This is a genomic window from Vibrio sp. 397, assembly GCF_033339395.1.
Classification (GTDB): Bacteria; Pseudomonadota; Gammaproteobacteria; order Enterobacterales; family Vibrionaceae; genus Vibrio; species Vibrio alginolyticus.
Genome location: NZ_JAWOUN010000002.1, coordinates 505,243 through 520,344 on the forward strand (window position 1 = coordinate 505,243; position 15,102 = coordinate 520,344).

Here is a 15,102-nt window from a genome sequence, read left to right on the forward strand (position 1 = left end):
GTTGTTATCTAACTCTACAATTGAGAATCATACATATGGGTTTTACCTCGTTAGGTCTATCTGCTCCAATCCTTAAAGCTATTCAAGAGAAAGGCTACGACACCCCTTCGCCAATTCAGGCAAAAGCAATTCCTGCTATTTTGGAAGGGAAAGACGTAATGGCAGCAGCGCAGACTGGTACAGGTAAAACTGCAGGCTTTACGCTACCGATTCTTGAGCGTTTATCGAACGGCCCTCGCGTTCGTGCTAACCAAGTTCGTGCACTTATCCTGACGCCAACGCGTGAACTTGCGGCTCAGGTGCAAGAAAACGTGTTTATGTACAGCCGTCACCTTCCACTAAGCAGTGCAGTTGTTTTTGGTGGTGTGAAGATCAACCCGCAAATGCAGCGTCTTCGCAAAGGTGCGGATGTGTTGGTAGCAACACCAGGCCGCCTGATGGATTTGTACAACCAAAATGCGGTGAAGTTCGACCAACTAGAAGTTCTGGTACTGGATGAAGCAGACCGCATGTTGGATATGGGCTTTATCCGTGACATTCGTAAGATCCTAGCTCTGCTACCAAAACAGCGTCAGAACCTACTTTTCTCGGCAACTTTCTCGGATGAAATCCGCGACCTTGCGAAAGGCTTGGTGAACAACCCGGTTGAGATTTCAGTGAACCCGGCAAACTCGACGGCGAGAACGGTTGAGCAAAGCATCTACCCAGCAGACGTGAAAAAGAAAGCACCGATGTTGGTTAAATTGATCAAAGACGGCGATTGGAAGCAAGTGCTGGTGTTTACGAAAACGAAACACGGCGCAAACCGTCTGGCGAAGTTCCTTATAGAACAAAATCTACCTGCTGCTGCCATCCACGGTAACAAGAGCCAAGGCGCGCGTACCAAAGCACTGGCGGATTTTAAATCGGGTGAAATTCGTGTGTTGGTCGCGACGGACATTGCTGCACGCGGTATCGATATTCCTCAATTGCCGCAAGTGGTGAACTTTGAGCTACCTAAAGTGGCGGAAGACTACGTTCACCGTATTGGTCGTACTGGCCGTGCGGGCGAAGTAGGTAAAGCGATTTCACTGGTGTGTGCGCTAGAAGCATCTGAGCTATTTGCGATTGAACGTTTGATTCAAGAAGTACTACCACGTAAAGAGTTGGAAGGTTTTGCGCCAACCAATGTGGTGCCAGAATCTAAACTGGATACTCGCCCAATCAAACCGAAAAAACCTAAGAAGCCAAAAAAACCAAAAGCGCCAAATGCTTCTGATGAAAACGCTCCAGCAACCGAAAAGAAAACAGGCAATGGTGCAAACAAACCTAAGCGTCGCTTCAACGGTGGTAACAACGGCAACAAAAACAGCACCAACCAAGGCGGTGCGGGCAAGCCTAAAGGCAACCGTGAAGGCCAAGGTCGTGCAAACAGTAAACCAGATGACCGCAAACCTAACGGCAACAAGCCGAATGGCAATAAACCGAGTGGAAATAAACCAAACGGTAATAAGAGTGGCAACGCTGGTAAACCGTCTGGTAACCGCAAGCCAAACAATGCTAAGCCTGCAGGAAACAAACCATCAGGTCAGCGTCGTAAGCCTCGTCCGCAGGCCGCAAACTAATCTGTAAACGGCCCCGATAGAAAATACAACAAAGCCGCTGATAATCTCAGCGGCTTTGTCTTTCTTAGAACACAGCTTTGTTAAAACAGCCTACATTAAAGGTGTGATTCGAATATCTGCGATTTGCGCTTCGTTCTTTTCACCCTCAATACCACCAGCGTAGATGTAGGTTTCATTCGATGTGAGGTAACTCATATTGAAGTGGTCCTTCAGCGCGATCTGATAGGTTTTCCCCTGCTCCAACGCCACTTCAATTGGCGTTGAGTAACGCATACCTTGGTTTTCACCAATATGGCCCATCTGCAAGTAACCTTGACCAACCACTTTACCTGCATCATCCAATACCTCTAACAATTTCACGGTGTTCGTGATGCCGGTATTAAGTTGCCCCAGGTTATTGTTGTACCAAGCATCGAACTGGTAAGTGCCCGTTACAGGAGCTGTAAACGACTCTGCACCTTTTACGATGCCACTGTCTTTACTCACCGTAACCACTGAGACATTGTCTTTGAGTGGCTGATATTCGCCATCAAGTTTGATGCGGATCTCTTCACCGACACAAACCGGTTGGCTTGGGTTAGAACGGAAGCCTTTATCGTTAATGCTTTCAGCCAAATAACACGCAAAACCTGTTGGCGTATCGGAATAAGATTGGGCAACCACGTTCTTTTGAATCAGCTCGCCATTGCGATACAAGTTCACGTTGTACTTGCTCGTCACGTCAATCGAAACCGAATTATCAACGCTTTTTACCACCAATGTTGGCTCTTGCGGAGAATAAACGCGGCTATCTTCACTCACATACGGTTTCACACCAGAAACTAAAGTAATGCTGCTATCTACATTCACAAGCGCGCCCAGTGTCACGTGGAAATGCCCCTCTTCGTCCATCGTGACATTTTCAACTGGGTAGTAACCTGTTTCATCTTTGCTTACTTCAGGCAAATCAATGGTTACCGAGTAGTTCTTTCCTTTGAAGGCAAAGTTTTCCAACGTAATTTGTTCAGACTGAGCCAACAAGTTATTGCGCACCCAACTTGTGATAAACGGCTTCACTTCCAACTTACCCGTTTCGGTATGGATGCCGAATAGGGTCTCTACCACCATGTTCAAGTAGCCACCCACAGACCAAAGCTGACGCTGAGAGTTAATCACTGGGCCATCCAAGCTCGGATCTTCGCCATGATCACTATGGATGATGAATGACTTACCAGAAAGCCACTCTAAGTTTTCCATGTTGGATAAATTGGTTGCCGTACCACGAACCAACGATTGAATGGCATTGTTCGCTGCTGCCACGTTTTGTGTTTGATGCGCGGCACGCAAGCTGTACGCGGTAACAAATGGCCAAATTGCGCGGTTATGGTACACAGGCACGTCCGGTTGTTGAGGGAAATAAACCGGCACGCCAAACTCACTGTGTGGGTAATTGGTCATGATTTGTTTCGCCTGCGCATCACTTGCCACACCACTGATGATCGCAAGTGCTTCGCCCAACATGTCATATTTGTCGACCGCGATGTCTTTGCCATTATCAAACAAATAACTTACGTACATACCGCGTTCGGCATTCCAAAACTGCTCGTTGATAGCGGTTTTTAACTGCGCAGCCCATTCAGTGTATTTGACCGCGTTGGTTGAATCGTACTTCTCTGCCAACTTAGCCGCGAGCTGAATCGCGCGGTAGTGAACCACGTTTGTTGATAACGCTTTGCTGTTACCAATCGCGTTGACATCGTTTGGCGTCCACGTTGAATACGTTTGCTCACGCCAATCGAGGAAGGATTGCTCACCAGTGTATAAACCAGATTTCGCATCAAAAGCAGCCAGGCGATCGGCTTCAAGTGTATTACTGATCGCTTTGTAAGCACGCTCGGCAAACTGGTTGTACTCTTCTCCATCCAATGCCGAAAGTAAGCGTTCTGCACCAAGCGCCCAAGTCGTGCGGTCGGTACTGATTGGCCAGCTGCCGCCAGTGCCCGTATCTTGCACAATCTGCTCGCCATCGTATTGCTGATCGGTCGTATCGCGGAAAGCGGACAATTTGAAATTCAAACCATTTTGCACGCGAGTTGGATTCATCAATGCAAGCGAAAGGTCTGCTGCGTACGCCAAATCACGCGTCCACACGTAATGCCACTTCGCGCCCGTCTCAAAAACTTCCGCTTTGATTGGGTTGTTGTAGTTGTAATTGCCGTCTTTGATTTCAGAAACAGCAAGCTGGTCTAGCTCTTTCATCGTCAACGCAAACAACGCGTCAAACGCGACATCACCCGACACCACTCGCGGCCCTGTTTGCTCATTAATCACTAAGCCTTGGTCGAGCGCATCACGCAATTCTGTCGTCGTTGAAATACCAAATTCACGCAGCTCAGCTTTAGGATCTTTCACCGAGAAAATAACGGTATCATTCGAGTCATCGTAATTGGCGAACAGTTTCACTTCTTTATTCTGATGCCCTTCATGCACCATTGCAGGGTCGAGAATCGCATCAGAGTAGTATTTTTCCGCTTCTTCTTGCGTTGCTTTCGTCACAGTCATTGTCGCGCGACTTTCATCGGCAAAGCTCACAGAAAACTTGTAATACCCTTTGTCTTCAAACGTGATCTCAGAGTTGCAATCATCGTTCATACACGCTTCATTCGTGTCCGGTTTTGGCAGGTACTCTTGAGCTTTATCGAACGCCGCGGGCTCCTCAAAATAGGTGTATTGGATCTGCCAACCCGGATCAGCAATCTTGAACTGATTGCTACCTCGAGCGACGCGCAGTACGGTTTCGTACTCGTTATTACCCAAATAGTTTAGCTTGGCATGCTCTGCCGTGCCCCAATCCCCATTTAAACCGCGTAAATATAAGTCGGCTGAAATAATTGGTTTGTCGACCGGCACAGGCGCATCAGAAGAATCTGACCCACACCCAGCAAGACCAATACAAGACGCGACAGCAAGCGCAATAAAACTCGGTTTCATGTTCATCCCTTAGATTGTTGTTTTGGCGACAGTCTAAAGAACACCTTTTTGAGGGGAAAATAGGAAGTCAGGAGCGAGCTATAGATAACATCTATACGTCAAACCCCAACAGTGATGTAGATCTATGAAATGCGCATAATTTCAATCAAATGAGATTACAGATTTGTAATTTATAAATGAAATTGTGCAAAATACCCCTCGTTCTTAGAGGGGAAAGAAAATGGACAAATCTCTGCAGCAATTTTTACTGGTTGCACGCTGCCAAAGCATCAGTGCTGCGGCAAGAATGGCAGGGTTAAGCCAGCCAACAGTAACAAGCAATTTAAAGAAGCTGGAAGAGAATCTCGGCGTGACGCTGTTTGAACGTCATCCTAATGGCATGGTGTTGACCGAATACGGACGCATCCTCTATCGCCATAGCAACGCGATGCAGCATGAATACAACCAAATGATGCAAAGCATTGATGAACGGAAACAGTATCAAGTCGGAAAAATTAAAATGGGTACTGGCGATGCGTGGTGGCCGCTGTTCGTCAAACAAGCACTCAATGAACATCTGACCAAGCAGCCATCGGCATCTACACACGTCGAATTTGGCAACCACTTAGGCTTGATGGATTCATTAATCAACGAACAGATTGAATTCTTCATCGGCCACGAGGTTGTCGGCTTGTCGTCTAAATGCGATGTTACGTTTATTCCGTTATTTCAAACGGTTGATGCCTATTTTGTTTACCCAAACCATCCACTGCTAGGTAAAACCGTCACCGAAGAGATGCTGCACGAATACCCCGCTCTTTCGGTCACTTATGACGCTAAGAAATTCGCTCACGTCATCGATAACCCAATCCCGAAACAAAATGAACGCGAAAGGCAGCAACTGGATGACAGACCGACTTACGAAGTGGATTCTCTGCTCGCCAGCATTGATGTACTGAAAGAAAGCGTCGCGGTGATGTCTTATACCCGCCATCTGCAACCGTATTTGGAATCCTTTGGCTTACGATGCTTAACCATGGAAAACGAACCAAACCCTGGCACCGTCGGGATTTATCGCCACCGCCGAGAAACCTCGGAATCGCATCTAGATCTGATTGCTGGCATCACTCAGCGCGCTAAATTGCTCAACTAGAAAGTCCAAAAACAGGCGAACTCTTTTCGGTTGATATTGACGGCTTTGATAAATGACATGCAGATCCGCTTCAGCGCCTTGCGAAAAGGCGCTGAAGTTTTTCATATACCCATCCAAAACCGTTACTAAACGTTGTTGTTTTAGGTCTTGCTGAATATCTAAAATCGATTTCAACGCAATCCCCGCACCGTCCAACGCCCATTGTCGAATCACTTCACCATCATCAGAAAATCGCTTTGGCGTGACCGTGATCGTTTGGTGAGACTCTTCATCTTTAAAGTGCCACGTTTTTAATTCTTCATTGCTGCGCACCATGGCTAAGCAGCGATGATCCGCGAGATCTTGTGGGCAGTTTGGGATACCTTGCTTCGACAAATAATCAGGTGACGCGCACAGCACACGTTGACTCGACGCCAGCTTGCGCGAAATGAGATTGCTGTCCGCTAACTCACCGTAACGAATCACTAAATCGAGCCCCGATTCAGCCAAGTTCGATAAATTGTCATTAAGATAAAGATAAGGCGTCACATCCGGATATTGCTCAGAAAAAGCCGACACCATCGGCGAAATAATTTGTTTGCCAATATCTCGTGGAGCTGAAATTTTCAACGTTCCGCGCACTTCCGAAATACCCGTTTGCAGTAAGTTTTCCGTCTCTTTCACGCTATCAATGATGTTCAGACAAGCTTGATGGTACATTGCCCCTGCGTCCGTGAGTGATACGTGGCGTGTGCTTCGGTTGAGCAGCTTTACGCCATAGCGTTCTTCTATCGCTTGCAGCCTTGCCGTTACCGTCGCCGGAGACAAACCTAACTCCCTTCCCGCCGCTGCCAGACCTTGATGTTTAACGATGCTGACAAACAACGTCATATCCGAAAACTTATCCATCTTCGCGCCCTTATTATTTGAAAAAACTGAATAATCAATTCAGATATTACCCAATTATCAAATTAAATCGAATCCATATACTGACCCTATCGACATTGTTTAGACCCAGAACGTTATGTGACAGGGCAAAGTTAAACGCCGTAACGCTGTTCAACGCACAACAACACGCCCTGCCCAGCCAAGAGATAGGAAACAAAAATGAAACTGTACATTTATGAACATTGCCCCTTTAGCGCCCGCGTCCGTTTTGTTGCAGGCATGCTGAATATTCAGCTCGACGTCATCAACATTGCTTATGACGACGAGAGCACCACCACAAACCTCATCGGCGCAAAACAAGTTCCTCTTTTGATCAAAGACGATGGTGAAGCCATGGCGGAAAGCTTAGACATCATCAACTACTTCCTTGAATTGGCATCTTCCAGCGAAAACAGCCAACCCTCAACACCGGTTTTAGACTGGCAAAAACAAGCATTTTTACCGCTACAAAAAGTCGGGTATCCGCGTTGGTCAAACATGACGTTACCGGAATTTGCAACAGAAACCGCTAAACAAGCATGGCGTGCAAAAAAAGAAACCGAAGCGTTAAATTTTGAAGCTTTGATTAACGATACACCTGCGATTGCGAAAGAAGTCGCCGCTTTGATAGAACAAACTAAACCCTTGCTCAACCTAAGTTCAGAAAAGCAAACGTCACTGGTTGATCAAGCCATTATGTTTTCCATTCTACGCGGCTTTTTCAGTGCGCCCGAAGTGCAATGGGATCCAGCCGTACTTCACTGGATGGCAACCGCTCGTAAAGCGACCAACGTGCCAGTACTTATCTAAGGAGCGCATCATGAAACAAAGAACAAATAAGCTGTTTGAACCAGCTCAACTGAAAGCGTTGTCACTACAAAACCGCATTGTCATGGCACCAATGACTCGCGCACGCACCACTCAGCCGGGCAACATCCCGAATGAGATGATGGCAACGTATTATCAACAGCGCGCTTCTGCCGGGCTGATCATTTCCGAAGCCACACAAATTTCGGACGATTCTCAAGGCTATTCGTTCACCCCTGGCGTTTACACCGATGCGCAAGTGGCGGGCTGGCAGGGTGTGACCCAAGCGGTCAAGTCACAAGGCGCAGCGATGTTTTGTCAGCTATGGCATGTGGGCAGAGTGTCTCACCCAACATTCCAAAATGGTGAACAGCCTATCGCGCCATCTGCGCTCGCTCCGGTAGAGACGCAAGTTTGGATTGCAGATGAACAAGGCAACGGCAATATGGTCGATTGTGTTGAGCCACGCGCCATGACACAAGCGGATATCAACCGAGTTGTCGGTGATTTCGCGAACGCAGCCAAACGCGCTATTGAATCGGGTTTTGATGGTGTAGAAATCCACGGCGGGAATGGGTATCTGATCGATCAGTTCTTAAGAACCAACTCAAACCATCGAATAGACAACTACGGCGGTTCACGAGAAAATCGTATCCGTTTTCTTATCGAAGTAGTGGATGCAGTTATCGCCGCTATTGGTGCGCATCGAGTTGGAGTGAGACTGGCACCATTCATTACGTTTAAAGATATGGACTGCCCAGATATCGTTCCAACAATCTTGGAAGCATCAAAACAGCTACAGGAGCGCGACATTGCCTACTTGCACTTGTCCGAGGCCGATTGGGCCGATGCACCAACGATTCCTGAGACGTTTCGAATCGAACTTAGAAAGCGCTTTCGCAACGCTATTATTGTTGCCGGTCGCTACGATCCTCAACGAGCAAACGAAGTATTAGAGAAAGGCTACGCGGATCTTGTCGCATTCGGACGGCCATTCGTAGCAAACCCAGACTTAGTCTCTCGCTTGCAACATCACCATCCGTTGGCAGAACTCGATGGCTCAACGTTGTTTGGCGGAAACGAACGAGGCTACACCGATTACCCTGCTCTGCAACAGGAATGCGCAGAACAGGCCTAACAAAAAAGCCCCAACCTAGCTGCTACGGTTGGGGCTGTCACCAAACTAAAATTGGTTTTAGCTAGCTTAATCTGGCTAAGAGTTAAATCACTTCTAACGCGCCGCTGCGCCAAGGTTCGATAACCACTTTGATGTGGTCATTGGGAGTCATTAACTGTCTAAACGCATCTTCCACACCATCGATCCCTACTTTGGCAGTGAGCATTTTCTGCCAAGGCAACTTATGTTCGGCAATCGCTTGTAGGCATTGCTCAAACTCGTGCGGTTGGTAGTAGTAAGAGAATCTCAAGTCGAGCTCTTTTACCGTCGCGTACGCGTAGTTAATGATTGCGGGTGTCGTATGGATACCCGAGATGACGATTCGCGCTCGGGCAGGAGCGCGGCGCAGAAAATCGTCAATCAAGGTATGCTTGCCAACACACTCATAAATGACCAAGCGTGAATTCATCGCGTACTGTGCCCCGACGGCGATCTCGTCTTCCTTGGTCGGGTTGATCAATCGATTTGCGCCAAACTCGCTGGCAAGTTGCAGCTTTTCTTCCTGAAGATCGACCGCAAGAATATTGCTGACGCCACGTTGTTTCAGTGCAGCAATCACCGCCAGCCCTATAGGGCCGCAACCGACAACCAGCGCTGTTTCTTCCGTTTCGATTTCACTGCGGTTGACCGCGTGCAAACCGACCGCTAGTGGTTCGGTTAATGCCGCCGCCTCAGACGGCATTCCGTCTGGCACAGGTAGCAATAACGCTTCATCAAGCAGGAAATACTCAGAGTAAGCGCCATAAGTACCCGGAGTAACACCAACGCCCGCGCCATTTTGGCTGAGCAACATCGGCACTGAGGTGACTCGGCTACCAACGGACAACGTTTGCTGCGTATCGGCACCGTATTCGATAATTTCCGCGCAGAACTCATGCCCCAACATCACTTGAGCGTGCTCACCGGCTTCATCAGGCATCAACCCGAGCTGGTGGAATACATCAAATACCTCATCCGCGTGTCGAGTAATGTGAAGGTCGGAGCCACAAATGCCACAAGCTAGACTACGAACCAACACTTGTCCCGCTGCAGGTTTGGGGATTTCGACTTGCTTCAGGCGGACACTACCATCCTGCATTATGATACTGTTCATCTGTTGCATGGGGTTACTCCGCTAGCTCATCGCTTAGGCCAGCAATCGCACCCGGTTTGATGTAGCGCGCAGTGAAGCCTTGTGCTTTCGCTGTTGCAATAACAACTTGCTCAATCCAACCCGCATCCATGATATTGATGAAGTTACCTTCTTCGTCAAAGTTAATGTTTGCACCAGTGATCACCATAAAACCGTCGGCACCGCCTGAGCTTTCAGGGCAGTGGAAGGTATGAATCGAACCGCCCGGCTCATATAAGTAGCTGCCAGCGGTTTGGACTTGAGCTGGGTATTCAATGTAGTGCCAAGCGCCACTCAGCGTATAGAAATGCACCACACCAGTGTGGAAGTGCTTAGGCAGAGTGATACCCGGTTTGAATTTGGCACGAATCACCCAAGTACCGTTTTCTGGGTCAAGAAACAACGGGTAAACATCCACACCCGGTAGCGCGTCTTTGATGAGCGACTCCTCATTGGTATTAAGAGTTAATAAGAAATCTTGGTGCTGAATAACTTCTGGTAATGACATAACTTACATCCTCGCTATTGCTGTAATGTGGCGTACTCGCCTATCCCATAAGTGGGTACTTAAAATTCTCGAAACCGTCAGATGCGCTGATGGTACAACCGTTGATACAGTTGGCTTTCTCGCTGACCAGAAACGCCACCACATCAGCAATCTCTTCTGGTTGTGTGAAGTTTTGACGCATCTGTTCTTTGCGGATGTGGTCCCACAGGCCAATCTCTTCGTATTGCCTTAACATCGGAGTATCAACGCGTCCCGGAGCGACAGCGCAAACACGAATACCCAATGGTGCGAGTTCTAATGCGGCGCATTTGGTCATCATATCGACTGCGGCTTTACTGACGTTGTAGGTAAAGGTCATCTCAGACGCCATTCGTGCGTAAACAGAAGAAGTATTGAGGATCACGCCCGGCGTGCCTTGCGCTTGGAATTGTCTTCCAGAGGCAAGAATGCCGTAGTAAACGCCATTTTGGTTGACCTTAGAGATCGGCTCAAAATCGGCAATTGGGTCGTGGTCAAGCAGAGGTTTCGGTGCACCGATGCCCGCGTTGTTGACCATGATGTCAAGCGAGCCAAACTGTTCAACCGCGCACTTCACCATAGCTTCAACTTGTTGGTAATCGGTGACGTCCGCGACAAAGGTTCCCAACTGCTTTGGGTCAAAACTTGTGTACATTTGCAATGATTGTTCTGAAATATCGACAGCAAGCACTTTGGCTCCTTGCTCTCTCAGCTTTGCAATGATGGCTTGGCCAATTCCACCAGCTGCCCCAGTCACAATGGCAGTTTTATTGATAAGTTCCATACTGCTTCTCATCCATGCGTTGTTGTTATCGAAATGTAACTTAGATCAACTCACTGGCACTCACTTGACCTTTTACGAAGTAAATTTGATATATTGCGATTTACAACCTGTTAACATTTTAAAATCGAGACATGTATATCGTACGAAGTGGCGCTGCTGATAAATTTGATAGCTTGGTTTCAGAATTAGGTCAGAATCCGCAAGAGATAATGGCCGCTGTTGGCCTGTCTGCGGCGCAGTTTCGCAATCCCGATACGTATCTCGCCTACCCTAGGCTGGCTGAATTGCTGGAGGAAGCGGCTGCTCGTTGTCAGCAACCGCTGTTTGGCGTGTTGCTCTCCGAGCGTCAAAACCTACAGAGCTTGGGAGACTTGCCAATGCTGGTTTCCCGGGCGCAAACGGTCGGTGAAGCCTTGGCGCGGGTGAATGATTTTCTCTATCTGCATTCGTCAGGGGTCACTCTCAACATGACGCCACAAGATGATTGGGTACGGTTGTCGCTCAATATTGATGTGCACAGCGAACGAGGTATAGCACAGCTGATGCAGCTCAGTGTGTCGCACTTAGCCATGTTTGTTGCGAGCTTACTTGATATTGAAGCAAGTCACTTCTGTTTACACCTCACCCAACACGCGAGCTTCGAGACAGAACAGAGCGAATTTGCCCAGCAGAACAAACTGCGTTTCGGTGATAAGTTTGACGGTATCCTACTTAAAGCGACTCTGCTTAACGCTAAGAACCACCAAGATGAAGACGCACTAGAGCGCCATTTTCAACAGCACTTCAAAGAGCTGCAAACCCGTTACCCCAACAATCTCAGTGACCAAGCAGCAAACATGATTGGCCGTCTGCTCTCAACCGGAGAATGCAGCGTTGAGCGCGTTGCAAGAGCATTAGACCTGCATCCGAGAATGCTGCAAAACAAGCTGAAACAACAGGGCACAAATTATCGGCAGCTTTTACAACAAGTGCGTCAGGATTTCGCCGAACAGCGATTGCATGAGAATATCCAGAGTATTACCGATATCGCGTTGCAACTGGGCTATGCAGAAACTGCGGTCTTCAGCCGCCACTTTCGCCGTTGGACGGGGAAATCGCCGAGACAATGGCGACAAGAAAAAACTCAGTTACAAACGTTTAAGCCCATCAGATAAAAGCATAAATAACCTATCGCTCAGACCAAAAAGTGTGAGGTGGGAGGGTTGGTATCGAGAATTTCAGCAATCACAGATAACCCGTGTTTGATGTAGCCTCGGTTTGTTTCTGCTCCCAAGCTGATTCGCACGTAAGGCATTGGCTGATTTGTATCGAGAACAAACGGTTTATATCCCGTGATCTGCACCCCTGAACGCTTAGCCGAAGCAACCAGGTCATCGCTATTCCACTGCTCGGGTAGTCTCAACCAAATGTGCTGTCCATTCGGGTGCGAGCTATAAACATGCCCTTCTAAAGCGGCTTTTGCTATTCGCTGTCGCTTAGCAAACTCATTGACTTGAAAGCGAATAAGTCGATTTAACGTACCGTTTTCGATCCACAAATGAGCGACTTCAAATGGTAATGGAGTCGCAGACCAACTCGTTGCCGCTAAACGACCAATCGCGTGCTGCAAAAAATGACGTGGGACCGTCAGATAGCCAGTGCGCATGCCTGGCGCTACAACTTTGGTTAAACTGGTGACATAGAAAGCTTGTTCGGGTAACAATGTGGCAAGGGGTGGGACACGGTTAGGTTCTAGTGCTCCATACACGTCATCTTCAATGACATAGATGTCGTATTGCTGCGCAATATTCGCTATCGCCTCTCGGCGTGCAACATCCATATGCGCACTAGTCGGGTTAGCCATGCTCGGTGTGCAACACAATACCTTGATTGGTTTGTGTTTACATGCCCATTCAAATGCATCCGGCGTTATACCAAACTCATCCATTTCAAGTGGTTGCAACTTAAATCCAAGCATTCTCGAGCGAGAGATCAAGCCATGATCAACCAAGTGACCACAAGCAACTACATCACCGTGTTCAACAACTGTGCTTAAAGCCAACGTTAAACCATGGCATGCACCATTTGTGAGTAATATTTGATCGGCACCCACATCCAGCCCTTGGCTACTTAGAAATCGTGCTCCTGACTCAATATGATGAGGCTGACCTGTTACCGGCTTTGCTTTACTGATCAAACCACGATTGTTTGTTTGCCCAGCAATCTCCATTAACGCCTGATTAAAAAGCGTAATGTGGCGATCGGTCACCACTGGATGTGCAATCGACATATCAATTTCATCCGGCGTTTCTTTCATCTCTTGTGTCAGCATGAACTCCGTGTCCGTACTTTCATCCACAAAACCTGATTTGACAAAAGTACCATTCCCAACCCAAGACTCGATCGCCCCTTTTTTCTCTGCATAACCATATGCATGGCTCACCGTTTGTACGCTGACGCCAATTTGCTCTGCAAACTCACGATGTGTGGGTAATCGAGTCCCCGGTTTTAGATAACCACTGCGGACACATTCGACAAGATAGTTACCAATGGAGATGTATTTAGCGGTGCCTGGCCGAATGATCGGGTTCAAAGAAATTGTCATGACACAATATTTTAATTGATTCATTTTTAACGCTCATTGTAACTTCCATTTAACAAATGGCGAACTTTAACTCACAAAACGAGGTGAAATGCACAAAAATAAACCACAATTGTAATGATTGACATGAAATGTATGGGTTAAACAAACATGTTAAACAGCATCGTTTAATCCAAATACAACCCCAGAGGTAAATTGCAATCATTTTTAACGCAGATCTGGCTAGCTGGTAGAAGGTAGAAATACCTCAGCGTCTCCGAAGGCCCATAAGGCGTCGGATTTCTAACAAGGAGAAAATATGAGAGGCGTTGCTTTGCATTTTACACTGGATGAGTTCCAGGATCGGTTAACGAAAGTTCGGCAATCGATGGAAGAAAGAGAATTGGATGTCCTTATCATTCATGACCCTTCTAACATGGCGTGGCTGACAGGCTATGATGGGTGGTCTTTTTACGTGCCACAATGTGTCGTTGTTGGTCCATCTGATGAGCCAGTTTGGTTTGGACGCTGCCAAGATGCCAACGGAGCATACAGGACTGCGTATATGTCGGCAGAAAACATCACCTACTATCCAGACCATTATGTAATGAATCCGCCGCTACACCCGATGGATTTCCTGGTCGAAGCCGTACTGGCTCCGCGCCTTTGGGATCGTGGTCGCATCGGTGTAGAAAAAGATAACTATTACTTTAGCGCCACCGCTTACGAATCACTCACCACGCACCTACCGAATGCTCAACTTCTCGATGCAACTGGACTAGTCAACTGGTGCCGCGCCGTTAAATCCGATCAAGAACTGGCGTACATGTACCGTGCCGCTCGCATTGTTGAAAATATGCACCGTGTCGCGTTCGACATGATTGAACCAGGATTACCGAAACACCACCTTGTTGCCGAGATTAACCGCCAAGCCGTGCTCGGGCATGAAGACCACTTTGGCGATTACACCGCGATTGTGCCGCTTTTGCCATCAGGTTCTGATGCTTCCGCACCTCACCTGACTTGGGATGACAGACCCTTCAAGAAAGGCGAAGGGACGTTTTTTGAAATCGCAGGGGCGCACCGCCATTACCATTGCCCACTCTCACGCACTATTTTTCTTGGCGAGCCTGACGACAAGTTCAAACGAGCCGACGAAGCCCTGACTCTAGGACTTGAAGCGGGCTTGAAAGTGGCAAAGCCCGGAAATACCTGCGCCGACATCGCCAATGCACTAAACCAGGTTCTCGATAAAGCGGGATTCTCACGCGAAGGTGCCCGTTGTGGCTACCCAATAGGTTTGAGCTACCCACCAGATTGGGGGGAACGAACCATGAGTTTGCGAGACACCGATAAAACCATCTTGAGAGAAGGCATGACATTCCATTTTATGCCGGGGCTGTGGTTCAAAGATTGGGGGTTAGAAACAACGGAAAGTATCGTCATTACCCATGATGGAGCAAAAACGCTGTGTGACTTTCCACGCCACTTATTTGTTAAACACTAATTTTTCAAACCTCAGGCT

General features: G+C 47.8%; 12 protein-coding genes. 6 read left to right on the top strand and 6 right to left on the bottom strand.

The features are described 5' to 3' along the window. The first annotated feature begins 35 nt into the window (after nucleotides 1–35). Nucleotides 36–1,604 carry a DEAD/DEAH box helicase gene (locus tag R7P36_RS05230; protein WP_222712045.1) on the top strand — a complete coding sequence of 523 codons (1,569 nt, stop codon included), beginning with the start codon at nucleotides 36–38 and terminating at the stop codon, nucleotides 1,602–1,604. A gap of 90 nt (nucleotides 1,605–1,694) precedes the next feature. Here the strand turns inward: R7P36_RS05230 and R7P36_RS05235 are convergent, their stop codons facing one another. Further along, nucleotides 1,695–4,574, bottom strand: coding sequence for an MGH1-like glycoside hydrolase domain-containing protein (locus R7P36_RS05235; protein ID WP_318122048.1), 2,880 nt, complete (start codon nucleotides 4,572–4,574; stop codon nucleotides 1,695–1,697). A 220-nt stretch (nucleotides 4,575–4,794) separates the two neighbouring features. Between R7P36_RS05235 and R7P36_RS05240 the strand changes: the two genes are divergently transcribed. Further along, nucleotides 4,795–5,706 (top strand): LysR family transcriptional regulator, encoded by a 912-nt coding sequence (locus tag R7P36_RS05240; protein ID WP_318122049.1) that lies wholly within the window; start codon nucleotides 4,795–4,797, stop codon nucleotides 5,704–5,706. Here R7P36_RS05240 and R7P36_RS05245 read toward each other — a convergent pair. Beyond that, entirely contained in the window at nucleotides 5,659–6,594 is a 936-nt protein-coding gene (locus R7P36_RS05245; protein WP_031429201.1) for a LysR family transcriptional regulator, read from the bottom strand. The genes R7P36_RS05240 and R7P36_RS05245 overlap by 48 nt on opposite strands. 198 nt (nucleotides 6,595–6,792) lie before the next feature. On the opposite strand from R7P36_RS05245, the gene grxB reads away from it, so the two are divergent. Both grxB and R7P36_RS05255 read left to right on the top strand, forming a co-directional pair. Further along, a complete protein-coding gene (gene grxB / locus R7P36_RS05250; protein ID WP_015312939.1) occupies nucleotides 6,793–7,422 on the top strand; it encodes a glutaredoxin 2 in 630 nt (209 codons plus the stop codon). Between the two features lie 10 nt (nucleotides 7,423–7,432). Beyond that, the gene (locus tag R7P36_RS05255; protein ID WP_053307201.1) at nucleotides 7,433–8,557 is read left to right on the top strand and encodes an alkene reductase; all 1,125 of its coding nucleotides are present in this window, start codon (nucleotides 7,433–7,435) and stop codon (nucleotides 8,555–8,557) included. Between the two features lie 82 nt (nucleotides 8,558–8,639). Here R7P36_RS05255 and R7P36_RS05260 read toward each other — a convergent pair whose 3' ends face one another. The 3 genes from R7P36_RS05260 to R7P36_RS05270 are packed head-to-tail and all read right to left on the bottom strand — an operon-like array spanning nucleotide 8,640 to nucleotide 11,017. Continuing rightward, a complete protein-coding gene (locus R7P36_RS05260; protein ID WP_053307200.1) occupies nucleotides 8,640–9,698 on the bottom strand; it encodes a zinc-binding dehydrogenase in 1,059 nt (352 codons plus the stop codon). 4 nt (nucleotides 9,699–9,702) lie between these two features. Further along, on the bottom strand, nucleotides 9,703–10,215 hold the full coding sequence (locus tag R7P36_RS05265; protein ID WP_064354540.1) for a 2,4'-dihydroxyacetophenone dioxygenase family protein: 513 nt from the start codon (nucleotides 10,213–10,215) through the stop codon (nucleotides 9,703–9,705). Nucleotides 10,216–10,255: 40 nt separating this feature from the next. Continuing rightward, nucleotides 10,256–11,017, bottom strand: coding sequence for an SDR family NAD(P)-dependent oxidoreductase (locus R7P36_RS05270; protein WP_064354539.1), 762 nt, complete (start codon nucleotides 11,015–11,017; stop codon nucleotides 10,256–10,258). A 131-nt stretch (nucleotides 11,018–11,148) separates the two neighbouring features. Between R7P36_RS05270 and R7P36_RS05275 the strand changes: the two genes are divergently transcribed. Beyond that, nucleotides 11,149–12,171, top strand: coding sequence for a helix-turn-helix domain-containing protein (locus R7P36_RS05275; protein WP_064354538.1), 1,023 nt, complete (start codon nucleotides 11,149–11,151; stop codon nucleotides 12,169–12,171). A gap of 20 nt (nucleotides 12,172–12,191) precedes the next feature. Here the strand turns inward: R7P36_RS05275 and R7P36_RS05280 are convergent, their stop codons facing one another. Further along, nucleotides 12,192–13,625, bottom strand: a complete 1,434-nt coding sequence (locus R7P36_RS05280) for a PLP-dependent aminotransferase family protein (protein WP_081248204.1) — start codon at nucleotides 13,623–13,625, stop codon at nucleotides 12,192–12,194. A gap of 271 nt (nucleotides 13,626–13,896) precedes the next feature. On the opposite strand from R7P36_RS05280, the gene doeA reads away from it, so the two are divergent. After that, nucleotides 13,897–15,084: an ectoine hydrolase DoeA gene (gene doeA, locus R7P36_RS05285; protein WP_318122050.1), complete on the top strand. Its 1,188-nt coding sequence runs from the start codon at nucleotides 13,897–13,899 to the stop codon at nucleotides 15,082–15,084. Nucleotides 15,085–15,102 lie beyond the last annotated feature (18 nt).